This window comes from Marinobacter sp. P4B1, from assembly GCF_001447135.1.
Lineage (GTDB): Bacteria > Pseudomonadota > Gammaproteobacteria > Pseudomonadales > Oleiphilaceae > Marinobacter > Marinobacter vinifirmus.
In genome coordinates this window covers 254128-280189 of record NZ_LLXM01000010.1, presented here as the reverse complement: position 1 = coordinate 280189, position 26062 = coordinate 254128, and the positions used below count along the sequence as shown (strand labels likewise).

The 26062-nt window shown below is 58.1% G+C and carries 25 protein-coding genes and 1 tRNA gene; 13 read left to right on the top strand and 13 right to left on the bottom strand.

Annotation, left to right across the window (positions count from 1 at the left end; all coding sequences use genetic code 11):
• Positions 1-6 precede the first annotated feature (6 nt).
• Positions 7-1149 carry a phage major capsid protein gene (locus tag AQ621_RS07410; RefSeq protein WP_058340912.1) on the top strand — a complete coding sequence of 381 codons (1143 nt, stop codon included), beginning with the start codon at positions 7-9 and terminating at the stop codon, positions 1147-1149.
• Positions 1150-1605: 456 nt separating this feature from the next.
• Here AQ621_RS07410 and AQ621_RS07400 read toward each other — a convergent pair.
• Positions 1606-1692 (bottom strand) — tRNA-Leu (locus AQ621_RS07400).
• Positions 1693-1930: 238 nt separating this feature from the next.
• A complete protein-coding gene (locus tag AQ621_RS07395; RefSeq protein WP_058340910.1) occupies positions 1931-2554 on the bottom strand; it encodes a class I SAM-dependent methyltransferase in 624 nt (207 codons plus the stop codon).
• 180 nt (positions 2555-2734) lie between these two features.
• Here AQ621_RS07395 and AQ621_RS07390 point away from each other — a divergent pair, with 180 nt between their 5' ends.
• The 4 genes from AQ621_RS07390 to cydC are packed head-to-tail and all read left to right on the top strand — an operon-like array spanning position 2735 to position 8476.
• A complete protein-coding gene (locus AQ621_RS07390) occupies positions 2735-4180 on the top strand; it encodes a cytochrome ubiquinol oxidase subunit I (protein ID WP_058340909.1) in 1446 nt (481 codons plus the stop codon).
• The gene (cydB, locus tag AQ621_RS07385; protein WP_022988228.1) at positions 4180-5181 is read left to right on the top strand and encodes a cytochrome d ubiquinol oxidase subunit II; all 1002 of its coding nucleotides are present in this window, start codon (positions 4180-4182) and stop codon (positions 5179-5181) included. The genes AQ621_RS07390 and cydB overlap by 1 nt, the downstream gene beginning before the upstream one ends.
• Positions 5182-6861 (top strand): thiol reductant ABC exporter subunit CydD, encoded by a 1680-nt coding sequence (gene cydD / locus AQ621_RS07380; protein ID WP_058340908.1) that lies wholly within the window; start codon positions 5182-5184, stop codon positions 6859-6861.
• On the top strand, positions 6854-8476 hold the full coding sequence (gene cydC, locus AQ621_RS07375; protein WP_058340907.1) for a thiol reductant ABC exporter subunit CydC: 1623 nt from the start codon (positions 6854-6856) through the stop codon (positions 8474-8476). The genes cydD and cydC overlap by 8 nt, the downstream gene beginning before the upstream one ends.
• Before the next feature lie 4 nt (positions 8477-8480).
• Here cydC and AQ621_RS07370 read toward each other — a convergent pair whose 3' ends face one another.
• Entirely contained in the window at positions 8481-9722 is a 1242-nt protein-coding gene (locus AQ621_RS07370; RefSeq protein WP_058340906.1) for a saccharopine dehydrogenase family protein, read from the bottom strand.
• 164 nt (positions 9723-9886) lie between these two features.
• Here AQ621_RS07370 and AQ621_RS07365 point away from each other — a divergent pair, with 164 nt between their 5' ends.
• Entirely contained in the window at positions 9887-10216 is a 330-nt protein-coding gene (locus AQ621_RS07365; RefSeq protein ID WP_022988224.1) for a hypothetical protein, read from the top strand.
• Between the two features lie 12 nt (positions 10217-10228).
• Positions 10229-10684, top strand: a complete 456-nt coding sequence (locus AQ621_RS07360) for a hypothetical protein (RefSeq protein ID WP_022988223.1) — start codon at positions 10229-10231, stop codon at positions 10682-10684.
• A gap of 30 nt (positions 10685-10714) precedes the next feature.
• Here AQ621_RS07360 and AQ621_RS07355 read toward each other — a convergent pair whose 3' ends face one another.
• Together AQ621_RS07355 and AQ621_RS07350 are read right to left on the bottom strand one after the other, a co-directional pair.
• Entirely contained in the window at positions 10715-11656 is a 942-nt protein-coding gene (locus AQ621_RS07355) for an electron transfer flavoprotein subunit alpha/FixB family protein (protein WP_058340905.1), read from the bottom strand.
• Positions 11657-12406 carry an electron transfer flavoprotein subunit beta/FixA family protein gene (locus AQ621_RS07350; protein ID WP_058340904.1) on the bottom strand — a complete coding sequence of 250 codons (750 nt, stop codon included), beginning with the start codon at positions 12404-12406 and terminating at the stop codon, positions 11657-11659. It abuts the gene before it with no gap.
• A 233-nt stretch (positions 12407-12639) separates the two neighbouring features.
• Between AQ621_RS07350 and AQ621_RS07345 the strand changes: the two genes are divergently transcribed.
• The gene (locus tag AQ621_RS07345) at positions 12640-14292 is read left to right on the top strand and encodes an electron transfer flavoprotein-ubiquinone oxidoreductase (RefSeq protein ID WP_058340903.1); all 1653 of its coding nucleotides are present in this window, start codon (positions 12640-12642) and stop codon (positions 14290-14292) included.
• Positions 14293-14435: 143 nt separating this feature from the next.
• On the opposite strand, the gene AQ621_RS07340 is transcribed toward AQ621_RS07345, so the two are convergent.
• The 7 genes from AQ621_RS07340 to AQ621_RS07310 all read right to left on the bottom strand — a co-directional run bounded on the left by AQ621_RS07340 (position 14436) and on the right by AQ621_RS07310 (position 19920).
• Positions 14436-14897 (bottom strand): FKBP-type peptidyl-prolyl cis-trans isomerase, encoded by a 462-nt coding sequence (locus AQ621_RS07340; protein ID WP_058340902.1) that lies wholly within the window; start codon positions 14895-14897, stop codon positions 14436-14438.
• Positions 14898-15098: 201 nt separating this feature from the next.
• Positions 15099-15665, bottom strand: a complete 567-nt coding sequence (locus AQ621_RS07335; RefSeq protein WP_022988218.1) for a DUF1285 domain-containing protein — start codon at positions 15663-15665, stop codon at positions 15099-15101.
• Positions 15666-15680: 15 nt separating this feature from the next.
• A complete protein-coding gene (locus tag AQ621_RS07330) occupies positions 15681-16577 on the bottom strand; it encodes a radical SAM protein (RefSeq protein WP_058340901.1) in 897 nt (298 codons plus the stop codon).
• 40 nt (positions 16578-16617) lie between these two features.
• Positions 16618-17067, bottom strand: coding sequence for a phosphohistidine phosphatase SixA (gene sixA / locus AQ621_RS07325; protein ID WP_058340900.1), 450 nt, complete (start codon positions 17065-17067; stop codon positions 16618-16620).
• Positions 17068-17092: 25 nt separating this feature from the next.
• Positions 17093-18154, bottom strand: a complete 1062-nt coding sequence (locus AQ621_RS07320; protein WP_058340899.1) for an NAD(P)H-dependent glycerol-3-phosphate dehydrogenase — start codon at positions 18152-18154, stop codon at positions 17093-17095.
• 51 nt (positions 18155-18205) lie between these two features.
• A complete protein-coding gene (locus AQ621_RS07315) occupies positions 18206-18697 on the bottom strand; it encodes an STAS domain-containing protein (RefSeq protein WP_022988214.1) in 492 nt (163 codons plus the stop codon).
• 14 nt (positions 18698-18711) lie between these two features.
• Positions 18712-19920: a PP2C family protein-serine/threonine phosphatase gene (locus AQ621_RS07310; RefSeq protein WP_058340898.1), complete on the bottom strand. Its 1209-nt coding sequence runs from the start codon at positions 19918-19920 to the stop codon at positions 18712-18714.
• A gap of 114 nt (positions 19921-20034) precedes the next feature.
• Here AQ621_RS07310 and AQ621_RS07305 point away from each other — a divergent pair, with 114 nt between their 5' ends.
• Positions 20035-21519: an HD domain-containing protein gene (locus AQ621_RS07305; RefSeq protein WP_058340897.1), complete on the top strand. Its 1485-nt coding sequence runs from the start codon at positions 20035-20037 to the stop codon at positions 21517-21519.
• Here the strand turns inward: AQ621_RS07305 and AQ621_RS07300 are convergent, their stop codons facing one another.
• Positions 21520-22530, bottom strand: coding sequence for an NAD(P)/FAD-dependent oxidoreductase (locus AQ621_RS07300; RefSeq protein WP_058340896.1), 1011 nt, complete (start codon positions 22528-22530; stop codon positions 21520-21522).
• Between the two features lie 8 nt (positions 22531-22538).
• Between AQ621_RS07300 and AQ621_RS07295 the strand changes: the two genes are divergently transcribed.
• From AQ621_RS07295 to AQ621_RS07280, 4 genes are read left to right on the top strand one after another with little or no spacing between them, the layout of a single operon-like run.
• A complete protein-coding gene (locus AQ621_RS07295; protein WP_058340895.1) occupies positions 22539-23501 on the top strand; it encodes an acyl-CoA desaturase in 963 nt (320 codons plus the stop codon).
• Positions 23498-23968 (top strand): nuclear transport factor 2 family protein, encoded by a 471-nt coding sequence (locus AQ621_RS07290; RefSeq protein WP_058340894.1) that lies wholly within the window; start codon positions 23498-23500, stop codon positions 23966-23968. The genes AQ621_RS07295 and AQ621_RS07290 overlap by 4 nt, the downstream gene beginning before the upstream one ends.
• Positions 23965-24753: an SDR family NAD(P)-dependent oxidoreductase gene (locus AQ621_RS07285; protein ID WP_058340893.1), complete on the top strand. Its 789-nt coding sequence runs from the start codon at positions 23965-23967 to the stop codon at positions 24751-24753. Before AQ621_RS07290 ends, AQ621_RS07285 begins: the two co-directional genes overlap by 4 nt.
• A 42-nt stretch (positions 24754-24795) precedes the next feature.
• On the top strand, positions 24796-26061 hold the full coding sequence (locus tag AQ621_RS07280; protein ID WP_058340892.1) for an NAD(P)/FAD-dependent oxidoreductase: 1266 nt from the start codon (positions 24796-24798) through the stop codon (positions 26059-26061).
• The last annotated feature ends 1 nt before the right edge of the window (position 26062 follow it).

Here is a 26062-nt window from a genome sequence, read left to right as displayed (position 1 = left end):
AACATTATGAGCGTTGAATTGAAGCAGTTGGCTACACAAATGGATGAAGCAAACCAGGGCCTGAAAGAGTTTAAAGGCGAACAGGTAAAGCGGATTGACCAACTTGAGCGCGATTTGAACGACCTGCACGCCTACCAGAAACACCCCGGCGCGGGCGCTGGCGGCGAATCCAAGGCGTATCAGGGTGATCCGCAGTTGAAATCCTTTTTCAATAAGGGCGAATTGCCTGCTGAAACCAAGGAAATCAGCATCGCCAACGATGGCCAGAACGTAACCGTTCGTTCTCAGTGGTCTGACCGGATTTTCTCGCTGATCCGCGAAAGCTCCCCGGTGCGCCAGGTTGCGAACGTGATGCAAACCAACAGCAACGAGCTAGAGGTTTTGATTGACCGCGGCGACGCCGGTTCTGACTGGGTAGGTGAACTGGATGCCCGCGCTAAGACTACAGCCGAGTATCTGACCCGCCAGAAGATCCCGGTATTCGAGCATTACGCCAATCCGGAAGTAACGCTTCACATGCTGGAAGATTCCCAGTTCGACGTTGAAGCATGGCTTCAACAGAAAGTCCGCAACCGCTTTGCCCGCCAGGAAGCCGCCGCGTTTATCGGTGGTGATGGTATCGGCAAGCCGCGCGGCCTGCTGGACTACGGCACCACACCGGAAGCTGATTTTGTTTGGGGCGCTGATCCTGATGCGTACACCATCGGGGCGACCTATTCCGGTGTAGCGGGTGATCTGACTGACCCTGACGTGCTGATGGATCTGGTGGACAGCCTGAAGGCTCCATACCTGCCCGGCGCTGGCTGGATGATGACGCGGGCTTTCCGCAACATTGTCCGCAAGCTGAAAGACACCCAGGATCGCTACCTGTTTGAAGCCAGCCTTCAATCTGGCGTCCCTGATCGTCTGCTCGGTTATCCGGTGTACCTGGCGGAAGATATGGACGCCCCCGCAGCCGATACCGTGGGCGCGTTTTTCGGCAACTTTGGCGAGGCGTACACCATCGTTGATCGCACCGGCATTACCGTACAGCGCGACGCAGTGACCGCCCCAGGCTGGGTGAAGTATTACACCCGCCGCCGTGTGGGTGGTGCGCTCACCAATCCGGAGGCGGTTAAGGCGCTGGTTCTGGGTACAGAGCCGGCGTAACAGAACGGTTCGGTGTCCGCAGATTTGCGGGCACTGTTCTACCGCAGGGTGGGCGGTAATATAAGCCACCACTGGTTTTAGTCGTGAGTCACCAGGTTCAAAAAGCAACCGCGACAGCCCGCAGCATACGTGAGATGCGTGGCGGGCATTCCTTCCCCCAGGAGGTGCAACGATGACCGCAATGACTCCCCACGTTGACCCCGACCTGATAGAAGCCCCGACCGAATCCGACTACCGCCTATTGTGGGTGGCTACGCTGGCTCAGTTGCTCAGGGATGGCCGCTGCTATTGGCGCGCGACGTCAAACAATGACTATGAACTAGAACAGGCGTTCGATGATCTGGTGAGGTGCGGGCCGATGACGCGGCATGTTTGCCGGTGGCTGGATGTTGAGCCGGGAGAGGTGACGCGGACGTTTATCAGGTGGTGTGAATCGAACTAGCCAGGCTAAGTAAGTGGTGCGGGTGGCCGGACTCGAACCGGCACGGCGTTACCGCCTTCAGATTTTAAGTCTGATGTGTCTACCAATTTCACCACACCCGCATTTTTCTCTAACCTGATGCACCAGTGATGCACCAGTTTTTTTGAACCCTTCAACTATCTGTTTTTATTCAGTTTTTCCGACACACCGACTTTATTTTAAGTCTCTTGTGTCTACCAATTTCACCACCGGAGCATCGGGGGAAAACTGAAGGCCGGAATTGTATAAGGCCCGGATGGCTAACGCAATTCCGCTTTCAGAATCGCTCAGTAATTAAACAATTTCCGGCAGGGACCCTGGTTATTCGGGCTTGGTTGCCCTGCCCTTGTAGATATAACCGGCAATTTTCGGTGCATTGGGCATATACAGATTCTCCAGCTCCTGAATCTCAAAGCCGGCGTGTTCAATCAATTCCGCGATGTGCCGGTTCAGGTGGCAGCCGCCGGCCAGCTTTCGCCATCCCGGTGTTATCCGGTGCTGCCATTTGCGCGTGGTGTCGTGTGGGGCTTCTCCGTGTTCCAGAAACAGCAGGTCGCCACCGGGCTTAAGTACCCGCTTCATCTGCAGCAAGGCCGTGTGCCAGTCCGGAATGGTGCACAGGGTAAAGGTAAGCAGAACGGTATCGACCGAATTGTCCTGCAGCGGAATCTTCTCACCCGGCAGATCCAGCCACTCTACCCGCACCGGTGACCGGCCCAGGTTCGGCAAGGCTTTGCGCCGCATGCCTTCCGATGGTTCCAGCCCGTACACCATCTCTACGTGGTCCTTGTTATAGAATTCCAGGTTAATACCCGAGCCCATTCCCACTTCCAGCACACGGCCGCGAGCCCTTGGCACAAGTTGGCTGCGCAGTTTCATTACCTGGCCCATGGAGCAGGCCTTGTCGATAATGTGGGGAAGAATCCGGTCTTCGTAGAAGCTCATAGGTTCACCGTCATTGTTTTATATCAAGGGTGCGACAAACTGCCCTATTTCTTTCTGCTACAATTCCCGTAGCATCATAATTAACTGCCGGTAATAACAACATAACAAAATCGCCTAAGGCAGCGGCCGGGCGGGTTAGCACCTGTCTGTTGTGACTTGTGAAAGTTACCGGAGGTTCCTGTGGAACTAGATCCCCTCATCCTATCGCGAATCCAGTTCGCGTTTGTCGTGTCATTTCACGCCATTTTCCCGGTATTTACCATCGGGCTTGCATCCTACATAGCCGTTCTGGAAGGCCTTGCCTTCAAAACCCGTAACCCGGTATGGACAAAGCTTTCCGGATTCTGGACAAAGGTCTTCGCCGTTGTCTTCGGGATGGGGGTGGTCTCCGGGATCGTGATGTCGTTCCAGTTCGGTACCAACTGGAGTAACTTCTCCCAGGCTTCTGCCAACTTCCTTGGCCCGATTCTGAGCTATGAGGTTATCACGGCCTTCTTCCTGGAAGCGGCGTTCCTCGGGGTTCTGCTATTCGGGCGCAACAAGGTTCCTGCGGGCGTTCACCTGTTTGCGGCCATTATGGTTGCCACCGGCACGTTCATTTCCTCGTTCTGGATACTGTCGGCCAACAGCTGGATGCAAACTCCGGCGGGCACTGAGCTGCGTGACGGCGTGTTCCATGTGGTGTCATGGAGCGAAGCCATCTTCAACCCGTCATTCCCCTACCGCTTCATGCACATGGGGCTGGCTTCATTCCTGACCGGCAGCTTTGTGGTAGCCGGTGTGAGTGCCTGGTACCTTCTCAAGGGCCGGGAGGTAGAAGCCAACCGCAAGGCGCTGTCCATGTGCCTGTGGCTGCTGCTGTTTATTGCCCCGGCCCAGTTGGTGGTCGGTGACTTCCATGGCCTGAACACACTGGAACACCAGCCTGCGAAAGTGGCTGCGATGGAGGGCAACTGGGAAACCTCTTCCAATGTGCCACTGTTGCTGTTCGCCATTCCGGACCAGGAAGCACAAACCAACCATTTTGAAATCGGCATCCCCAGCCTGGCCAGCATGATTCTCACCCACGAGTGGGATGGTGTGGTACCTGGCCTGAAGGATGTTCCCAGAGAAGAGCAGCCTCCGGTGGCGATTGTGTTCTGGTCGTTCCGGGTGATGGTTGGCCTGGGTATGCTGATGATCCTGTTCGCGGTAACCGGGCTGGTGCTTCGGGCCGGCGGCCGCTACTACAAGGCCCGCTGGTTCCTGCAGGGGCTGCGCGCCATGAGCATTGCGCCCTTCTTCGCGGTACTGACCGGCTGGTTCGTAACCGAAGTTGGCCGGGCTCCCTGGCTTGTATACGGCATTATGAACCAGGCTGATTCGGTAACACCCTCGCTGACCGGGGGCATGGCGCTGTTCACCCTCATCGGTTACATCCTGGTGTACGCAGCGGTATTCTCCGCCGGTGTTTACTACCTGATGCGGGTGTTGTTCGTCGGCCTGGAAGGCGATGAAGACGATACCGACCATGAAGCCGATCGCCCTGCCCGCCCGCTCTCGGCGGCCCATGTTCCGTTCGAGATCGAATCCGGCAAGGGTTCGGTTAACCACGCAAAACCCGTTAACGAAGGAGGGCAATCCTGATGGAACTGTTTGATCTGGCCCTCATCTGGGCGTTTATTATCGGCTTCGGCATCATCATGTATGTGCTGATGGACGGCTTCGACCTGGGCGTGGGCATTCTCTTTCCCTTCGCCCCCTCTGAAGAAGACCGCGACACCATGATGAACTCGGTGGCACCGGTTTGGGACGGCAACGAAACCTGGCTGGTACTGGGCGGTGCCGGGCTGCTGGCCGCCTTCCCGATGGTGTACACCATCTTCCTGCCTGCGCTCTACATTGGCGTGTTCCTGCTGCTGGCCGGGCTTATTTTCCGGGGTGTGGCGTTCGAATTCCGGTTCAAGGCGCGCACGTCCCGCTACCTGTGGAACTGGTCGTTTGCCGGCGGTTCCACCGTCGCCACCTTCGCCCAGGGGGCGGTGGTTGGTGCCTATATCCAGGGTTTCAACACGGTTGATGGCGTGTATGTGGGTGGCGCGCTGGACTGGCTTACCCCGTTCACTGTATTGACCGGCCTCGGCACTCTGGCAGGCTATGCCCTGCTCGGCTCCACCTGGCTGATCCTGAAAACCGAAGGCCGCCTGCAGGACTGGGCTTACCGGGTAACAACGCCGCTGCTGTTCGCCGTGCTGGCCATCTTCGCCATTATCAGCGTGTGGACACCGTTTGTGGACGACATGGTGCGTGAACGCTGGTTTGACCACATCGGTATCATCTGGATCCTTCCGGCCCTGACACTGTTGTGCGCCTTCCAGATCTGGCGCTCTGTGCGCAACCGCTTCGAAGGTATGCCCTTCGTAGCCACCATGGGACTGTTCATCACCACCTATCTGGGGCTTGTGGTCAGCCGCTGGCCCTATATGGTGCCGCCCAACTACACCCTTTGGGATGCAGCGTCTGCCTATGAATCCCAGCTGTTCCTGCTGCTGGGCCTGTTGTTCGTAATTCCCATTGTGCTGGTATACACCGCCTGGACGTACTGGGTATTCCGCGGCAAGGTGCGGGCCGGCGAAGGGTATCACTGAGTGGCAGAACAGGCCCAGGCTGATGTCAAAGGCTGGCTGGCCGGGCTTGCCCGGACCAGCCAGCACTGGATAAACGCCACAGTAGTCGCCGGTACCCTGGCCGGGCTGGCCACCATCGTGCAGATGGTGTTACTGGCCTGGCTGGTTTATCAGGGGGTAATTGCCGGTGAGCCGGTCTCTGCCCTCACCCCCTGGTTTCTGGTTTTGGTGGGCATGCTCGTTGTGCGGGCAGTTTGCCAGGGCCTGCAAACACGCTTTGCGGCGCGCTGCAGCGAACAGGTACGCCGGCATGCCCGTCGCCAACTGAATGACCACTGGCAAGCTGCCGGCCCCGTAACTCTGTCGGAGGCCTCTGCCGCTTCCCTGGCCCGGGAATGGCTGGACCACGTGGAAGCCTTGCACGGTTATTTCGCCAGGTTCCTGCCCCAGATGATCCTGGCCACCGTTATCCCCCTGATGATTCTTGCGCTGGTGTTCTGGCTCGACTGGCTGGCCGGCATCTTTCTGTTGTTGTCCGCGCCCCTGATCCCTCTGTTCATGGCCCTTGTGGGTATTGGTGCAGAAAAGGTGAACCAGCAGCACTTCGAGACCATCAGCCGGCTGTCCGGGCAGTTTCTGGACAAGGTTCGGGGCCTGACAACCCTGCAGCTGTTCGGCCAGACCGCCCAGGCCAGCGATACCCTGTATCAACGCTCGGATCAGTACCGGCGTATCACCATGAAAACCCTGAAGGTGGCCTTTCTGTCGTCAGCGGTACTGGAGTTCTTTTCCTCCGTCGCCATTGCCGTCATCGCCATCTACATCGGTTTCGGGTTGCTGGGCTACATCACCTTTGGCCCCAGCGATCAGCTCACCCTGTTCTCCGGCCTGCTGATCCTGCTGCTGGCACCGGAGTTCTTTCAGCCATTACGGACGTTATCCCAGCATTATCACGACCGGGCCGCCGCCCTGGGCGCCGGAGCAGAGATTCTTGCCCGGCTTCAGGAGCCCGTTTCCGGCGCCGGAAATGTCCAGGCACAAACCGAACCCACCGCCACGGCGGACACAATCGCCCTGAGCGGCGTATCCCTGCGCTATTCCGATAGCCCTCCAGTGTTTGATCAGTTGAACATGCAGGCAAAGCGCGGTGAAGTGATCGCGCTCACAGGGCCGTCCGGTGGCGGAAAGTCATCGTTACTGCACCTGTTAGCGGGGTTTATCCGCCCCGATGCCGGCACAATATCGGTGTTCGGACAACCTGCGGGCTCATCCCCTTTCGGCTGGCTGGGCCAGAAAGGCTTCTGGATTCAAGGTTCCTGGGCGGACAATCTGAGGCTGACCAGCCCTGACGCATCGGATATAGCCATTGAGAATGCCCTGCGCATGGTCGGCCTTGCCGAGTTGCTCGACAGCCGGGAACAGGGCATCAACAGCCGTATTGGCGAAGATGCCCAGGGCTTGTCCGGCGGCCAGGCCCGACGGCTCAGTCTCGCCCGTATCTTTCTGGCGGATCATGAGCTGGTTCTGCTGGATGAGCCGACCGCCGGCCTGGACGCCACCAGCGAAATCTGTGTTCTGGAAGCTCTGCACAAGCTTTCCGAAGCCGGCAAGACCGTGATTTTCTCTACCCATCACCAGGCCCTGCTGGCACTGGCCAACCGGGTTCTGATCGTCTCCGGCGCAGAGGTGCGCAATGCGTGAACTCCGGCCCTGGTTACAGCTGATTCTTCGCCGCCGGGGTCGGCTGGTGGTGGGCGGTGCCCTGCTGCTGACAACACTGATTTCCGGCATTGCCTTGCTGGCCCTGTCCGGATGGTTCCTGACCGAAACCGCCCTGGTGGGCTTGCTGTTTGCGGCGGGCGTTCAGGCGTACATCAACCTTTATGTGCCCGGCAGCGGGATTCGATTCTTTGCGGTGTCCCGAACAGTTTCCCGATACCTGGAGCGGCTTTACAACCACAATACGGTGCTGAGCCTGCTTACCGATATTCGCGTAGCGCTGTTCAACCGGCTGGCGCAGGCGGGCAAACGCCAGCGAGGCGATAAAACCGGAGCCCAGTGGTTGTCCCGCCTGACTGCCGATGTAGACTCCCTGGACACCCTGTACCTGCGCGTGATTGCCCCTACCGCACTGGCGGCGCTGGTTACCCTGATGATTGTCGGCCTGGCCTGGCTGCTGTTCAGCGGCACCATTGCGCTGATACTGCTGGGTATTCTGGCAACAGCCTTCGGTCTCGCCACCTGGGGGCTGTATGTTCGCACCCGGGCGCTGTCGGGACAGTTAAACGAACGGCAGGAACAACTTCGCGGTCAGGTGATTGAACACCTCGAAGGCTTTGCAGAACTCACCGCAGCCGGCCGTGCGGGCAAACATTCGGGCCGGCTGATGCGCCACGCCTTTGCGCTTTCCCAAAGCCAGGCGGAGGTCGATGCCAGGGTGGGCTGGCACCTCTCGGTAACGGTGTTGCTGGTAAACCTGTCGGCGGTAATTGCCCTGTGGGCCGGCTTTGGCTTGTTTCAACAGGATCTCGTATCCGGGCCGGTTCTGGTGCTGCTGCCCATCGCCCTGCTTGGTCTGGGAGAAGTTTACGGCATGCTGCCTGAAGCCTTTGGAAAGTTTGGTGCAACACTGGCAGCCGCCAGGCGCCTCAATGAAGATGTACAACCCGCAGATGAACAGCCCGGCTTCCTGAAGAAGCCGGCCGGACAGGGCGGAAAAGAAAGCGCGCTGACCGCGAGCGACCTGGCCGTTGGCCACCCGGGGCAGTCTCCGGTTATCACCCACTTCTCGGTAGCGGTTGAACCCGGAGATCGCCTGGGCGTAGTGGGGGTGTCTGGCAGCGGCAAATCGTCCCTGGCAGATACCTTTGCCGGTTTGATTGCTCCCGTTGCAGGCTCTGTGGAGTCCCTGCCCTGCACCTACCTGACTCAAACCACGGTTGTGTTCGACGACACTGTCAAAGCCAACCTGTTGCTGGGTAATCCAGAAGCAACAGACGGCGAACTCTGGCATGTACTGGAGCTGGTGGAATTGGCCGAGCGCTTCAGCCGTGAGGTTGCAGGCCTGGATACCTGGCTGGGGAACGGCGGCAGCCGCTTGTCGGGCGGTGAGGCCCGGCGGCTGGTATTGGCCCGGGTATTGTTGAGTAAAGCACCGCTGGTGATTCTGGATGAACCCTTTACCGGCGTGGATGCCGATACCCGGGGCCGCATAGCCCCCCGGATTGATCAGTGGCTGGACGGGCGCGCAGTGATTTCATTGGGCCACGGGCCGGAGGCATTGCTGCCATCCGGCCACATTCTGCATTTGAACTAGCGGCTCAGCGGGTTTCGAGCAGCTCGAAAGTCAGCCCCGCCGTGGCAGTCAGGCGCTCAAGCAACTTGCCGTTAAGCGCAGAGGCCGGAGTCCAGAAACCACCGGGCACTTCGTCTTTCACATCAAAGGCCAGGCACATACCGGACTCACCCAGCATCTTGCCGGTAGAGCCGTAGCCCGGATCCCGGTCGCCCGTCACCTTGGTGATCAGGGTCTTGCCATCCTCTGTACGTCCGACAAAGCGGATGTCGTAGAAGCCTTTTTCCTGTGATTCCGGGCTTGGCCCCTCACCCGGCTTGGGCACCAGTTTTTCCACCACCCAACGAGTTGGCTTGATGGCCGATGCGGTAAAGAAGGCACCCAGGGCGGCCACAATGCCATAGGCCGTCAGGCGCCCCTTGGTGCCCTTGCCGGTCATGATGGCTTCGTCGTAGGTGAATTCCTTGCCGTAGCGGGCTTGTTGCAGGGCGTTGGAGCGATGAACCACCCGGGTATTGATGGCACCCATCACAAACGGTGCCAGCCAGGCATTGAAGGTTTTATCGAATTCCGCTGTTTTAAGGCTCGGCTGGCGCGTGCTGGAACGATGTTCCGGCGGGCAGATGGAGAACGGGTTAGCCAGCTCTTTCCGGAGCTTCGGGTCTGCCCCGGCCTCTTTGGCTACGTTGATCATGGAGGCTACAGTTCCGCCGGACAGCCCGCCCTTCGCCACTTTCACACGCATACGCACATCGCGACAGGGCTGGCCGAAGGTCTCTTCGGATTTCTGCTGCAGGAACCAGACGCCCATATCGGAAGGAATCGAGTCAAAACCGCAACAATGAACAATCCGGGCTCCGGTCTGCCTGGCCTGGTCTTCATAACGCTCGATCATCCGGCGAATCCACTGAACTTCGCCGGTCAGGTCGCAGTAATCGGTGCCGGTGGACACGCAGGCTTTCACCAGCGGCTCGCCATACAGCGCATAGGGCCCAACGGTAGAAATAATCACCCGGGTCTGTCGGCACATGGCGGCAAGGGCGTCGTCGTCAGAGGCATCTGCCAGAATAACCGGCAATGCAGAGGCGTTATCCCCCAGCTCAGCCTTCAGGCTGGCCAGTTTGCTCTCGGAACGGCCGGCAATGGCCCAACGGACTTCACCACCGGTGCCGTAAGTCTCCATCAGATACCGGGAAAGAATCTGGCCCACAAAGCTGGTGGCGCCAAATACGACCAGATCAAACTCTGCCTGTGTGGTGTTGGTCATTATTTATCCTTATTCAAACGGGTGTTGGGTTACGATGGTAACAGGTTTGAACACAGGTTCTACTTTCCTGTTTACGCTGTCCGGGGCGTCCTCCCGGCCAATCGTTTGTCATGCAGACTGGGGCACACTCTGTACATGCACACAAGACACCCGGGAGGTGCCCTTTGAACACGTTGCTTGCACTCACCAGCCTGATTCTTCTGGTGTTCAGCGCCCTGCTGCTCTGGCAATTCCTCGAGCAGAAGAAGATGATCGCCCAGATGCTGGAGAACGAAGGTATCCCAGAGACCAGCCAGGATCCGGAATTGATACTGACCCTTCGGGTGCTGGACCCGATTTCCCTGGCCAAGCGGGAATCCCGGACCGGCCGGCTGCTTGCGGATCGGTTACCGGTAATGACCCGGAAAATGGTCTATCAGGAAGTCATGAAAGAACTCGAAGTGGAACTCGAAGAGCGTGATATCGATGTCGAAATGCACATTGAATACCGCTGAGGAGACTCGGCCATGATCGCCCAGATTCTTGTTGCCCTGAGCCTTGCCGCCACCGCCGGCTGCCTGTTTGCCGGTTTTCGTGTATCCGGCGATAACCGCCGTGATCTGAGGATTCTTAACACCCACCGCATCAGTGCCCGCAGTGCCGTCCAGAAAAGCCGTATGGAACTGCTGGAAGTGCGTAACCGTGCGAAATTGCTGGAGGATACGGTCTCTGGCGGCGCCATGGCGGTCGAGAAAGTGCACAAGGCCATCGCCAACACCACGTTTGGCCTGATCGACATGTTTTCCAGCGATGAAGAGTTTCGCAACAGTACCAGGAAGGTCCAGCAAACCCATCACGAAAAAACCGAGCAGGTGTACAAGGCGGTCCGTACCACCAACCGGGCCCTGCATATCCTCGCGGATACCCTGATTATCGGTAAAGCCGAAAAACGCATTGTTTCAAAAACAAAAAAGGCACCCTGAGGTGCCTTTTTTGCTAAAGAGATCCGAAAGTTACAGAACTTTCTTCAGCTCTTCTTCGAACTGCGGAACTGCTTCAAACAGGTCCGCAACCAGGCCGTAATCAGCAACCTGGAAGATCGGCGCTTCTTCGTCCTTGTTGATCGCAACGATCACCTTGGAGTCAGACATACCCGCCAGGTGCTGGATGGCACCGGAGATACCAACCGCAACGTACAGCTGCGGAGCAACGATCTTACCGGTCTGACCAACCTGCATGTCGTTCGGTACGAAGCCGGCGTCAACCGCGGCACGGGATGCACCAACAGCGGCACCCATCAGATCAGCAACCTGCTCCAGCATCTTGAAGTTGTCGCCGTTCTGCATGCCACGACCACCGGAAATTACGATACCGGCAGAAGCCAGGTCCGGACGGTCAGACTTGGCCAGCTCTTCGCCCACGAAAGAAGACAGGCCGGCGTCTTTTACAACGTCCAGCTGTTCTACAGAAGCAGAACCGCCTTCAGCAGCAACCGGGTCGAACGCGGTCGGACGCACAGTGATCACCTTGATGCTGTCGCTGGCCTTTACGGTCGCGATGGCGTTACCGGCGTAGATCGGGCGAACGAAGGTGTCGTCAGACTCAACGCGGATAATGTCGGATACCTGGGCAACGTCCAGCAGCGCAGCAACGCGCGGCATGAAGTCTTTACCGGTGGTACCGGCAGAAGTCAGGATGTGGCTGTAGCCCTTACCCACTTCAGCAACCAGGTCACCCAGGTTCTCACCCAGGAAATGACCGTACGCGGCGTTGTCTGCAACCAGTACCTTGTTCACGCCTTCTGCCTTGGCAGCGGCTTCAGCGACGGCGCCTACGTTCTCACCGGCAACCAGCACGTCGATGTCGCCACCGATGGCCTTGGCAGCCGCTACAACGTTCAGAGTAGCCTGCTTCAGGCTGCTGTTGTCGTGTTCAGCAATTACCAGGATGCTCATTTAGATCACCTTCGCTTCGTTCTTCAGTTTATCCACCAGCTCAGCTACGTCTGCCACCTTGATACCAGCCTGGCGTGCAGCCGGGGCTTCGACCTTCAGGGTGGTCAGGCGCGGGGTGATTTCAACACCCAGATCGGCGGGGCTCATGGCGTCCAGCGGCTTCTTCTTGGCCTTCATGATGTTCGGCAGAGAAGCGTAACGCGGCTCGTTCAGACGCAGGTCAGTGGTAACAACCGCCGGCAGGTTCAGGGCAACTGTCATCAGACCGCCGTCTACTTCGCGTGTTACGTTAACCTTTTCACCGTCAACAACCACTTCGGAAGCGAAAGTGCCCTGGCCCATGCCAGTCAGAGCGGCCAGCATCTGGCCAGTCTGGTTGTTGTCGGAATCGATGGACTGTTTGCCCAGAATAACCAGCTTGGGCTCTTCTTTCTCGACAACCGCCTTCAGCAGCTTGGCCGCTTCCAGGGACTGTACTTCTTCGTCAGTCTCGATGTGGATACCACGGTCAGCACCCAGCGCCAGTGCAGTACGAATCTGCTCCTGGGAAGCCTTCGGGCCAATGGATACAACCACGATTTCACTGGCAACGCCCTTTTCCTTCAGACGAACCGCTTCTTCAACTGCGATTTCGCAGAACGGGTTCATTGCCATCTTGACGTTGGCGAGATCAACGCCGGTGTTGTCCGGCTTGACACGCACCTTCACGTTGTAGTCGATAACTCGTTTTACAGCGACCAGAACCTTCATAGATTCCTCGTTCTTCTACGATGGGTTTAATGAGTCTTCACAGTCAAAGGACCGGGTTGACCCGACCTGACAATGAGACGATACTAAAAATCGACTCAAAACACACGATATTTCGGTGTATACGTACAATGCCAAAGGTAAGGGCAGATTTCAAACAAACGTTTGTTTGATTCTTGAAATGCGCTATCCTTCGGGTTAATAACATTCATTAAAAGCTGTTTGAGGAGACCAACGTGGAACGCGAATCGATGGAATTTGATGTTCTGATCGTCGGCGGCGGCCCTGCTGGCCTGTCTGCAGCCTGCCGCGTCATGCAACTGGCGCAGGAAGCTGGCGAAGAACTGACTGTCTGTGTAGTAGAAAAAGGTTCTGAAATCGGGGCGCACATCCTCGCAGGTACCGTATTCGAGCCTACTGCCCTGAATGAACTCTTCCCGGACTGGAAAGAAAAAGGCGCCCCCCTGAATACGCCGGTTACCCGGGACGACATTTTCCTGATGAAGAGCCAGGAAAAAGCCACCAAGGTTCCCAACGCGTTTGTGCCCAAGAACATGCACAACCACGGCAACTACATTATCAGTCTGGGCAACCTGTGCCGCTGGCTGGCCGAACAGGCCGAGCAGCTGGGCGTAGAGGTTTACCCGGGCTTTGCCGCAGCTGAAACCATCGTTGAAGACGGCCAGGTGAAAGGTATCATCACCGGCGACATGGGCGTAGCCCGTGACGGTTCCCAGAAAGACGGCTACATGCCGGGCATGGAACTGCGCGCCAAGTACACCCTGTTCACCGAAGGCTGCCGTGGTCACCTCGGCAAGCAGCTGATCAAGGATTACAAGCTGGACGAAGGCAAGGATCCGCAGCACTACGGCATCGGCATCAAAGAGCTGTGGGACATCGATCCGGCCAAACACGAGCCGGGCCTGGTCGTGCACTCTACCGGCTGGCCGCTGAGCGAATCCGGCACGACGGGCGGTTCCTTCCTGTATCACCTGGAAAACGGCCAGGTCTACGTGGGCCTGATTACCGACCTGTCGTACAGCAACCCGCACGTCAGCCCGTTTGAAGAAATGCAGCGCCTGAAGCACCATCCGGAAATCAAGAAGTACCTGGAAGGCGGCAAGCGCGTAGCCTACGGCGCCCGTGCTATCTCCAAGGGCGGCTACAATGCCCTGCCGAAGATGAGCTTCCCCGGTGGCCTGCTGCTGGGCTGTGACGCCGGCACCCTGAACTTCTCCAAGATCAAGGGCTCCCACACCGCCATGAAGTCCGGCATGCTGGGCGCTGAAGCGGTCTTCGAAGCCCTGAAAGAAGGCAAGGCCGGTGAGGAAATCACCAGCTTCCAGCAGCGTTTTGAAGACAGCTGGCTTTACAAGGAACTGTACGACGAGCGCAACTTTGGCCCGTCTATCCATAAGTTCGGCAGCATGGTGGGTGGCGCAATCGCCTACATCGAGCAGAACATCCTGGGCCGCAGCCTGCCGATCACCTTCCACGACACGGTGCCCGACTACGCCACCATGAAGCCGGCCTCCGAGTGCAAGAAGATCACCTATCCGAAGCCGGACAACAAGCTGACCTTCGACCGCCTGTCCTCGGTGTTTATCTCCAACACCAACCACGAGGAAGACCAGCCGGTTCACCTGAAGCTGACCGATCCGGACATTCCGCTGAAGGACAACCTGCCCAAGTTCGACGAGCCCGCCCAGCGCTACTGCCCGGCCGGCGTGTACGAAGTGGTTGAAGCGGAAGACGGTAGCGGCAAGAAGTTCCAGATCAACGCCCAGAACTGTGTTCACTGCAAGACCTGTGACATCAAGGACCCTGCCCAGAACATCACCTGGGTAACGCCGGAAGGCGGTGGTGGTCCCAACTACCCGAATATGTAAGCGGGTGTACTGACCAGAAAATGCCGGAGCTCGTCTCCGGCTTTTTTGTGTCTTTTTTCGTGTTTTTTCGTGGATTTCGTGGCAAAAAACCAAAAAAAACGGCCCCCGCAGGAGCCGTTCTTTGATCAACCTTTCGGAAGAGATCAGTGCACGTGGCCGTGCTCTTGCTCTTCGTCGGTTGCTTCGCGAGCTTCTACTACTTCAACGTCGAAGTGCAGAGTCTGGCCAGCCAGCGGGTGGTTGGCGTCGATGGTGACGGTCTCGTCACTGACTTCAACAACGCGAACAACCTGGGGGCCGCCCGGAGTCTGGGCCTGGAACTGCATGCCCGGCTCGATGGTGTCGACGCCTTCGAAGGCAGAACGCGGAACCGGCTGGATCAGTTCTTCGTTAACTTCGCCGTAGCCTTCAGCAGGAGCTACAGAGACTTTAACCTGGTCGCCAGCGCTCTTTTCGTTCAGTGCGTTTTCCAGTCCACCGATAATGTTCTGTGCACCTTCCAGGTAAGACAGCGGCTCACGGCCTTCTACGCGGGAGGAATCGAGTTGCTCTCCCTGGTCGTTAGTGAGCGTGTAATGGATGGTGACAACACGAGGTTGGGCCATGTGATCTCCTTGCGTGTCGCAATGACTGTGTATTTAAGATGTAGGTAATCGAAAGTAATCTTGAACAGCCATACTGCACAGAGGGACTAACGACCACCGGGCCTCGTTAGAGAGCCAGGCTCGATAACAAGTAAGAAAAGACAGTTTAACAAGTGACAGACTGCGTTTTCTACCTCATTCATTGGGGTGGTCGGGGTCTTTTCAACCGCCCTGCCCGATTTTCCAGAATTTTCCGTGGCTAAAAACTCCCAGCACGGTTTCGCCGTTTACCGTTTGCTCTTCAACAAACTCTGCCAACTGGTAAAAGGCATTGGTCACCAACCGTGCTTCCACGCCGTGCCTGACGGCGACAACTGGCCGGGGCTCGTCGCTGTCGGGATAGGCCCCCACCTCAAGCGGATGGTCCGGGCCGATTTCCAGGGTTTCGCCCATATTGGTGGTCACCGAAATCACCTGGCTATCACCCTCTCCCGTGGCCTCTGCCGAGTGGGCCAGCAGCGGCGTGTCTTCTACCGCAATCCGCCACTTCTCAACCGGGGTGACCAGGTAGTAGGCGCCGTCCTGCTCTTTTCGCAAAATAGTGGAAAACAATCGCACGATCGCTTCCCGGCCGATGGGTTTGCCCTCGAACAGCCAGGAGCCATCCCGGGTGATCAGCAGGTCCATATCCCCCAGCAGCCCCGGGTTCCATTGGTCTAGCGGCGGTAAGGCCTTGCCACCGGCATTCTGTTCAACAGCGGAGGCCAGTTCATCAGGCTTTCGGGTCATAGTGATCTACTCCGTTTACAGTCCGCGCATCCACTCGGGGCGCAGCGCCGCCGCACCGGGATTGCTGATGGCCAGGTTGACCTGCTCCAGCATTCGCTGTTTGTCCCGGCCCAGAGTGCCCTTGAGCACCAGGTAGTTGGAGGCATGGTCACTGCGGAAAATGGTTTTCTCCAGTTCCAGGTGCTCGAGGAACAGGCGGATTTCCTCAAATAAACCTTGCTGGCTCAGGGGTACGAAATCATCACCAAAACCTTCCCGGAAACGCTCTTCGCCCTGAGGAAAGCTGACAACCAGTGTCGACAGGTAATCCGGCTGGGTTTCGTTGCACAGGGTGGCGGTGTTGATGGCGTGCTGGCGCGACAGGGTTTCACCACCCAGGCCGTTAAGCACCATCACAGAGCTGGTCAGGCCTGCCTCGCGAATCTTGGTCAGGGCGGAACGGGTGGATTCCCAGCTCTCACCCTTGTTGATACGTTTCAACACCTCATCGTCGCCGGATTCCATGCCCACGTACAGGATGCCAAGCCCGGCTTCGCGCAACTGCACCAGGTCTTCAACAGATTTCTTCGCCAGGTTCCGTGGCAGGCAGTAGCTTGAAACACGCTGGATGCCCGGAAAGGCGGCTTTCAGGTCGCTCAGGATTTCCAGCAACCGGCGGGTTGGCAGCACCATGGCATCGCCATCGGCCAGAAACACCCGGCGGACGTCACCGAAGGCCTCGGCAGCCTTTGCGATATCGGCCCGAATGTCCTCAGGCTTCCTGGCCCGGAATTTCTTCTGGGGCTGGGTGTACATTTCGCAAAAAGTACACTGGTTCCAGGAGCAGCCGTTGGTCACCGGCAGGATCAGGGACTTTGCCTCGCTCGGCGGGCGGAAGACGGGTTCGATATACTCGATCGGAAAGCTGTACATGGCGTCTCGAAACTTGCGAAATGGAATGACAGGGTAAAGGTCAGGGCAGAAACTGTTCTTTCAAGTCAGCGCAGCCCGGGCCCACCACCGGCATATCCAGCACCACGGCCTGGGCGGTCATAAAGGGAATGCCCTTGCGATGGCCGTCCACCAGCAAGGTAGACAGGCTGCCCACCAGGGGCATGTGGGACACCAGCATCAAACGGGAAACATCGGTTTCCAGTAAAGCGTCAAGGCAAAGCCCCGGATCATCGTCCGGGGTAATGAACGGCTTTTCGTCTACCGGGCAATTCAGCACTTCAGAGACAATCGCTGCGGTTTGCCGGGCCCTGGTGTAGGGGCTGCACCAGATCCGGTCCGGGCGCCAGGAGGATTTGCCGATTGCCGCGGCCACGACTGCAGCCCCGTGCCGGCCCACATCGGTGAGCTCCCGCTCCTGGTCCAGGGTGTGCCAGCCGGCTTCGCCATGGCGCATGATGATCAGTTGCATAAGCGCTCCTCGTTCGCAGAAGCCTTTACTGGGTGATGGTGCGGGGCAGAATAAATTCTACGTCAGAGTTCTGTACCGCCATCATCAGGCTGCTGATGACCGCGTTGATCGAAGCACCGTTGTACAGAATCTCGTAAAGCCCGCGCACCAGTGGCATGTAAATGCCGATGGATTCCGATTTCTCCCGCACCAGTTTCAGGGTGTAGATGCCCTCGGCCACCTGGCCCAGCTCTTTCACCGCTTCGTCCAGTTGCTTGCCCTTGCCCACCGCATAACCAATCCGGTAGTTCCGGCTTTTGTTCGATGTACAGGTGGCAATCAGGTCGCCAACACCCGCCAGCCCCATAAAGGTCATCGGGTTGGCCCCAAGGCTTACGGCAAAGCGGCTCATTTCCGCCAGCCCTCGGGTAATCAGCATGGCCCGGGCGTTTTCACCCATCTCCAGCGCCGAGGCCAGTCCGGCCACAATGGCGTAAATGTTCTTGAGGGCGCCGGCCAGCTCTACGCCATACACGTCTACGTTGGCGTATACCCGGAAATACTCGCACCCCAGCAGATCCTGCACCGTGCGGCGAACTTCCGGATCCTTGGCGGCAATGACCGTGGCGGTCAGCTCACGATTGACGATCTCGGCCGCCAGGTTCGGGCCGCTGAGCACACCGGAGCGACAGCGTGGAAGCTCCTCCATCAGGATTTCGCTCATCAGCTTGAAGCCGTGTTCTTCAATACCCTTGGTCAGGCTGACTACAATCTGCCCTTCCCGGAATGCGTCGGCATTCTCGCGGATCACAGAGCGGAAAGCCTTGGAAGGGATAGCGACCAATACCACTTCGGCCCTGGCAACCGCTTCGGCCAGGTCTGTGGTGGGCTGCACGTCGCCTTCAATGGTGACATCCGGCATGTAGCGCTTGTTCACACGGGTACGGCGAACTTCCTCCGCCTGGGCTTCATCGCGCATCCAGAAATGGACGGTGTGGCCGTTTTCGCCAAGAACCTTGGCCATGGCGGTACCAAAGCTACCGCCACCCAGCACTGCAACGTCGTAAGACTTCGCCCCGTCTTTCGGGGGAGTGGTGTTTTCAGGCATATCATTTCCGTTTTATTGCGTACGGGCAGCGCACCCGCGGCGTGCTGAAACCTAGCCGGTTTCTTCACACTCGAGGGCACGCACCAGATTCTTGAATTCTTCCCTGTTCTTGCTGTTCATACCCATCAGGATTTTATGGGCGTCCAGAACCTTGTCTCTCACCTGCTGCTCGCTGGCCTTGAGTACGGGAATTTCTTCGAGTTCTTCTATCCGGGAAGCGGGCTCGCGCACAATGATAAAGATCTTGTCGAAACCCATTGAGGTAATAATGCGGGTAATATCAGGGTTGGTCGAGATCAGAGTCGGCAGGAAGCGGCTCTGCTTTCGGGCGGCCAAGGCAATCTTGGCCAGCAGCCCGAGGGTGGTGCTGTCGATAATTTCGGTCTCTGTCAGATCGATAATTACCGTTTTGAATTGCGGGTTACCCGTGATGGTCTCAACCAGATTGTCCAGCGTCGAACACAGGTTCAGCCGGATTTCCCCAATAAACTTCAGGACGTAAATTCCCTGCTTTTCTGCTTGCAGGATCTTATAACCAGCCATTTTTCACACTGCCACTACGTCGACGACGTGTTATCTGGCCCGTCAAGGGCATCAGTTACCGAAACTATCGCGATATCGTCGGGCAACTCGGAGATGGTATCCAATCCCAGAGCCTCACTCAGCGATGCGATAGTGTGACTACCTCCAGACACGAGTTCAAGTAGTGTTCGTTCCTTTTCATCCAGCGATTTCGGAGCAATTACCTCCAGAATGCCGTCTGAAAACATCAACAACCTGAACGGCCGGTCCAGATGAACCTGATACACCTCCCATTCGGGATCTTCGAATAACCCCACCGGCAGGCCATTGCCTTCCAGAAACCGGGTTTCGCCGTCTTCAAACGACAAAATCGGCATCGGGAAATGTGCACCCACCGCATAACTCAGTATACGTTCAGATATGGAAATTATCCCCACAAACACGGTTACGTGTTTACCCAGGCCGGTATCGAGCAGTTCCGAGTTGATCCGCTCAAGAAAGCGCTCCGGGTGAAGGATGTCGTCGCTGGACTGCCGTTTGAGGTTGCGCTGCAAACGATTGGTCAGGTTTTTCAGCAAGACAGTGACAAAGGCAGAGCTGGCGCCGTGGCCGGAAACATCGGCGATGTATACCAGCACCTTGTCTTCGGAGATGCGGAAATAATCGAGAAAATCGCCGCTCAGGTAGAGCGAGGGTTTGATCTTGTGGTCGACCTGCAACCCGGAAATCTGCAAATCGTGGTCCGGAAGCATTCGCAGCTGGACTTTGCGCCCGGCGTTCTGGTCTGCCCTCAGCTCCGCAATACCGCTGCGCAGCTCCCGGTTGGTTTCTTCCAGTTCCTGTCTGTACAACTGGTTCAATCGGTTAACCCGCACCCGGTCGAACAGTTTGCCGATCACATCATCCAGTGCGCCTTTGTCGTCGTTGCAGGGCTTGAGCACCACATCGGCGGCACCGGCCCGCAGCGCCTGGATAACATCGGTACTGGAGTTGCTGGCCGTGCAGGTAACCACCGGAATAAAGCTTTCCGAGTCCGCCAGCCGGGTGGTGAGATCACGGATGGCGTCGGCGGGCAGGTCTGCAAAGATGACGTCCGGGAGTTTATCTTCGAACAAGCCGCGGGCGGACTGGATATCAGGATACCCGGTCACGTAGAAACCCCTCGCTTCAAGGTAGCGTGACAAATCGTTTCGAGCCTGTTCGTCGGCATCGATAATCAGTATGCGCTCGGTGCGCGAGTTCATGTTGATTGCCTTAAACTACCAGCGATAAAAGAGAAATTCGGATCATATCGCCTATTCTGGCATGCCCCTGTGATATAACAAGGTCGCTGTCATCATTTTGGGAGAATTGTAACCATGCGACGTGCCGTCAACGACCTGTTGGGAGCCTACGACAAGCTGATCATGGATCCGGTTCACGGGGGGATTCCCCTGTACCGCCATGAAATACAGGTTATTGACCACCCGCTGTTCCAGCGTTTACGCAACATTTGCCAGAACGACATTCTCAGCCTGGTGTTCCCCGGTGCCACTCACTCCCGGTTTCTGCACAGCATCGGTGTGATGCATGTGGGCACCCGGATGTTCCGCTCGATGATTGATGCCTACCTGCGGGAGCGGCAACTGAGCGAGCGCATGGACCTGAGCCTGAGCCAGCTTGATGCCATCGACTACCTTGCCAAGACCATCCGGCTGGGGTGCCTGCTGCACGACAGCGGCCATTCCAGCTTTTCCCACCAGTTTACCCAGGCCCGGCGCATCCGGGAGCTGATGTCCCGCCCCGGACGGTTTGCCGACCTCTGGCAGGGCGTGGATTACTCCCGCTATCACCAGGGCGAGCCGGACGAACTGGAGCATGAGCATTATTCTGTGCGGGTGGCGCACGAAGTGCTGACCTCGGTCGACCTGGAAAGCGCCGGCCTGGATGCGGTGGATGTGATCGGCATTATGGAGACCACAGACGTCACCCCCAGCGACACCTTCTGCCGCCACGCACGCACCTTCTGGGATTTCATCGCCGGCGACGATGCCGTTGCCGGGGCGATTCCGGAACGCGACGTACCCGGGCTGGTCATGGGACTGTTGTCGTCCATTGTATCGGGCGAGATTGATGCCGACCGGGCCGATTATATGCTGCGTGACGGCTTCCACAGCTCCGTCACCATCGGTGGCTTTAACCTGGACCACCTGCTCAGCAACCTGCGGTTTGGCTGGGACGTAACCGAACCCTGGATGGGGCTCGCCATTACCCAGAAAGGCCTGGGCGCGCTGGAAGACTTTGTGTACAGCCGTTACCAGATGTACCGCAAGGTCTATGCCCACAAGACCGCCCTGGGGTTTGACTGGCTGCTGCGCGAGGCGATTAACGAAGTCCTGGAAGACCCGGAAAGTTTTGAGTGGATCGATACCTGCCTGAGCGATATGAACTACTTCGCCGAACTGACCGACAGTTTCTTCTGGGAGGCGTTCCGGAAAGTGGCGAGACGGCAGCCGAAGAGCTATTCCTTCAGCATTGTGAACCGGGTGAAGCTCAAGCACCTGGACACCCGGGAGAACATGGCCAAGGCAGAGATCACCCAACACGGCAACTGGCTGGCCGGAGAGCTGGGCCTGAACCCGGTGGATGTGGTCACCTGCTCCATGCGGGCCCGGTTTTCCAACATCCAGGACAATTTCAACGGCATCAAGGTACTGGTGAAGAACCCCGTCAGCCGGGAGCGGTCGCTTCGAAAGATCACCGATGTCAGCGCGTTCTTCTCCAAGTTCGGTGATGGCACCATCACCCACTTCTACCACCGGCCGGAAGTCACCACCCGGGCCCCTTCCGACCTGATGGAATAATCAGCCCAGAGCTTCAACCAGGCGAGTGGCGCTCTCCCAGGCGCCCTCTACCCGGCCGCCATTGAGCCAGTCTCCTGCCAGGCCTACGCCCAGCGCGGGCTCCAGCAGATAGCCGGGCTGTTCCTGCTGCACCGAGCGGGCGTAAAGCCACCTGTGCGCTACGGCATCGGTCGCAGCGCCCTGATACCCGGTCAGTTCGTAAAAGGCAGCCAGCAGTTGCTCCGACACATTTTCAGCGGGCTCCTCTACGTGGGCCTGCGTCCATTCCGGCGTGGCATGCAGCACCCACCACTGGCCCTGATCGTTGCGCTCCGGTTTGGAGGAATTGTTAGCCACCCAGTAAAGCACGTCGGAATCCGGCCGCATGGCGTCGAAATCATAGCTGGGAGTTTCTTTAAAGTGTGCGGCCACCGCCCAGCAGGCCAGAATACTGTCTTCAGAATGGCCAAGGTTGCCAGCAAGCTCATTCAGCCCGCTGGCCTCCAGCAGATCCCGGGCCTGGGCCGGAGGCGCTGTGATGATCACCTGGTCGTAGCTGCCGTGGTCGTTGCCTTCGGTGCAGATCAAGCGCCATTGCTCCCCGACCCGCTCCAGTTTCGCAATCCGTACCTGCGCGGTTACCGGAACGTGTTCGGACAACGCCCGGGTAATGGCGGTCATTCGGGGTACGCCTACGTAGCGGGTTTCCTCGGGGAACGCCTGCCACTGTTTATCCTCGCCCTGAAAGCCGAAACGGCCCTGCCAGGGGCCAAAATTGTCGGCTCCGGCAAACGCCTTCAAAAACGCCAGAAACTCCGGGTGACGGGCCGTGAAATACTGGGCTCCGATGTCCGCCGAGCTTCCCGAAACCCGTTTAGACGACATACGGCCACCGGGGCCACGACTTTTCTCGAAGACCCTGACATGATGGCCCTTTCGGCCAAGCAGAATTCCTGCGGTAAGGCCCGCAAGGCCTGAACCAATAATCGCGATACTTCGTATTGATGGGGTGTCTGACGTTACATTGAGCATGGTTATTTATGACCCGAGTGAATTACTGGCTGACAAATATTCTGAGATGGTTCGATTCCGAAGCGGGATCAGATCACCTGGATACCTCGTCCCGAACCTTTAACTGGGTACGGGTACTCCCGTTTATTGCACTGCACCTGGCCTGCCTCCTGGTACTGGTGACCGGCACAAGCACCTTCGCGATGATGTTTGCCCTTGGATTTTTCCTGGTTCGGATGTTCGCTATCACGGGCTTCTATCACCGCTACTTTTCCCACAAATCCTTTAAAACCAGCCGGCCCGCGCAATTCGTGTTTGCCGTTCTGGGCGCCAGTGCCGCGCAGCGCGGCCCTCTCTGGTGGGCGGCGCACCACCGGCACCATCACCAGCATTCAGACCGCGAGGAAGACCTTCACTCCCCCCACCAGGGCGGATTCTGGTGGTCCCACGTGGGATGGTTTACCTGCGATGCCGGTTTTGCCATGAACGAGCGCCGGGTAAAGGACTGGCTCAAGTTCCCGGAACTGCGTTTTATCAATCGCTTCGACTCCCTGGTGCCTGCCGCCTTCGCAGTTGCCATTTACCTGCTGGGCGAAGCCCTGGCTGCCTGGGCGCCCGGGCTGGGCACCAACGGCCTGCAACTACTGGTGTGGGGCTTCTTTATCTCCACCGTGGTGCTGTTTCACGCCACCGTCTCTATTAATTCCCTGTCCCACGTGTGGGGCAAGCGCCGCTTTGAAACCAGCGATGACAGCCGCAACAACTTCTGGCTGGCATTGATCACGCTGGGCGAAGGCTGGCACAACAACCACCATCGCTGGCCGACGGCGGTTCGCCAGGGCTTCCGTTGGTATGAAATAGACATTACCTGGTACGGCCTGTGGGTATTGTCGAAACTGGGCATTATCTGGGACCTGAATCCGATCCCCGACCATATCCGTAAGGAAACCCTCGAACTCGACCGCAACCGTACCGGGAGGGCAAGCCAATGAGCCAACACCTTTCCAGCGTAGACACCAGCACACCGGTTGCTGAACTACCGGAAGTGCTTGAGCGCTTCTGCACACTGTACAACCAGCTCGACAAAGGCAACCTGAGCCAGCTCAAGGACGTGTACAGCCAGGATATCCACTTCCAGGATCCGTTCGGCCAGGTGTCCGGGTTGAACGAGCTTACCGAATACATGGCCGGGGCTTATGGCAACGTACTCCACTGCCAGTTCCGTTTCAGCTCGCCGGTTATCCAGCAGCAATGGTGCACCATCCCCTGGGTAATGGAGCTGCGCCACAAGCGCATCCGTAACGGCAAGACCGTGTTCGTAGACGGCATCAGTCACCTGGAAATCAGCAACGGCAAGGTGCGCTTCCATCGGGACTATTTCGATGCCGGGCAACTGCTTTATGAAAACCTGCCGGTGGTCGGTGGCGCCATCCGCTGGGTGAAGAGGCAGGCAGGATGAACAAACGACTGCAATCCGCATCGAACATCTGGCTTACCGGCGCCTCTTCCGGAATCGGCGAGGCCCTGGTGAATGAACTGGCAAAGCGCGGCCACAACCTGGTTATTACCGGCCGGCGGGCCGAGGCGCTGGACAAGCTGGCCAGCCAGCACCCGAACCGGATCACACCCGCCGTTGCCGACACCACCAGCCTGGACGATTTGTCTGCCATTCAGGGCGATCTCCAGCATTTTGGCGACCTGGACATGGCCATTCTGAACGCCGGCACCTGCGAGTACCTGGAAGTCGCCAACTACAACAGCCAGGTTATCGAGGCCAATATCACTACCAACGTGCTGGGCACCGCCCGCAGCCTGGACATCGCCCTGCCCGCATTGCGGGCCACCCGGGCAAAGGGCAAGCCAGCAACCCTGGTGATTGTCAGCTCCTCGGCCTGGTGGTTTCCGTTTGGCCGGGCCGAAGGTTATGGCGCATCCAAGGCCGCCCTGACCTACTTTGCCCATGCCCTGCGGGCAGACCTGGCTGCCGAAGGCATTGATGTGGTGGTGGTCTCACCGGGCTTTGTAAAAACGCCGTTGACCGATAGGAACGACTTTCCCATGCCGTTTATGGTGACCGCGGACGATGCCGCACAAAGGATTGCCAACGGGCTGGCCAAAGGCCGCAACGAGATTGCCTTCCCGCGGCGGTTTACCTGGCTGCTGAAAGTGCTGGGCGCCTTGCCTCAGGGCGTGGTGGATCGCATGGCAGCATCCATGGCCCGCAAAGCCGACCAGAATTCCTGACCAAACCTATTTTGTGAACAAACCGCTTAAGGAAAACCATCAATGAATCAGGACCGTCAGCGCATTGCAGTTATTGGCGCCGGTGTTTCAGGACTGACCGCCGCCTGGCTGCTCAGTGAACACCACGACGTAGAATTGTTCGAAGCCGCCGACTATGCCGGCGGCCACACCAACACCGAGCTGGTCCAGGCCGGGGGGCGTACCTGGCCGGTCAACACGGGCTTTATCGTCTTCAACGACTGGACCTACCCGAACTTCATCAAACTGATGGACCGGCTGGGCGTGGCCTCGGAAGTCAGCGATATGAGCTTCAGCGTGGACTGCCACACCAGCGGCCTGCAATACAACGGCACCAGCCTGAACACCCTGTTTGCCCAGCGAAAAAACGTCCTGAACCTGCATTTCCTGAAAATGATCCGGGAGATTCTGCGCTTCAACAAGGAAACCCGGGCAGACCTGGCCGCCGGTGACATTCCCGAAGGCGAAACCCTGGGCGAGTACCTGAACCGCAACCATTACAGCCGATACTTCCGCAACAACTACATCGTGCCCATGGGGGCGGCTATCTGGTCCGCGCCGGAAATCGTGCTGGAGCAGTTCCCGATCCGGTTTTTCCTGCAGTTCTTCAACAACCACGGCATGTTGTCGGTAGATGACCGGCCCACCTGGCGGGTCATTTCCGGCGGTTCCGCCAGCTATGTCACCCGTATGATGCAGAGACTGGGCGACAAAACCCACCTGAACAGCCCTGTCTCCGCCATCCAGCGGGATGACGACGGCGTAACGCTGGTTGTTAACGGGAAAAACCACCGCTTCGACCAGGTTATCCTGGCCTGCCACAGCAACCAGGCACTGGCCATGCTGAGCGACGCGAGTGACCAGGAGCGGGACATTCTGGGCGCCATCGGCTACCAGAAGAACGACGTGGTGCTGCACACCGATGCCAGCGTGCTGCCCTCCAACCGTCGGGCCTGGGCGGCCTGGAACTACATGATTCCCGAGCACAGCACCCATCCGGTATCTGTCACCTACAATATGAATATCCTGCAGAACTTCGACGACGCTCCGGAGACATTCTGCGTAACCCTGAACCGCAGCCGGGATATCGATCCGGGCAAAGTGATCAAGCGGTTCGAATACGACCACCCGGTGTTCACCCTGGAGGCTGTTGCCGCCCAGCAGCGCTATGACGAAATCGGCAACCATAACCGCACGCACTTCTGCGGTGCGTACTGGTTTAACGGCTTTCACGAAGACGGCGTGCGCAGCGCCCTGCGGGTGACACAGGCCTTTGGTGTGGAGCTTTGAG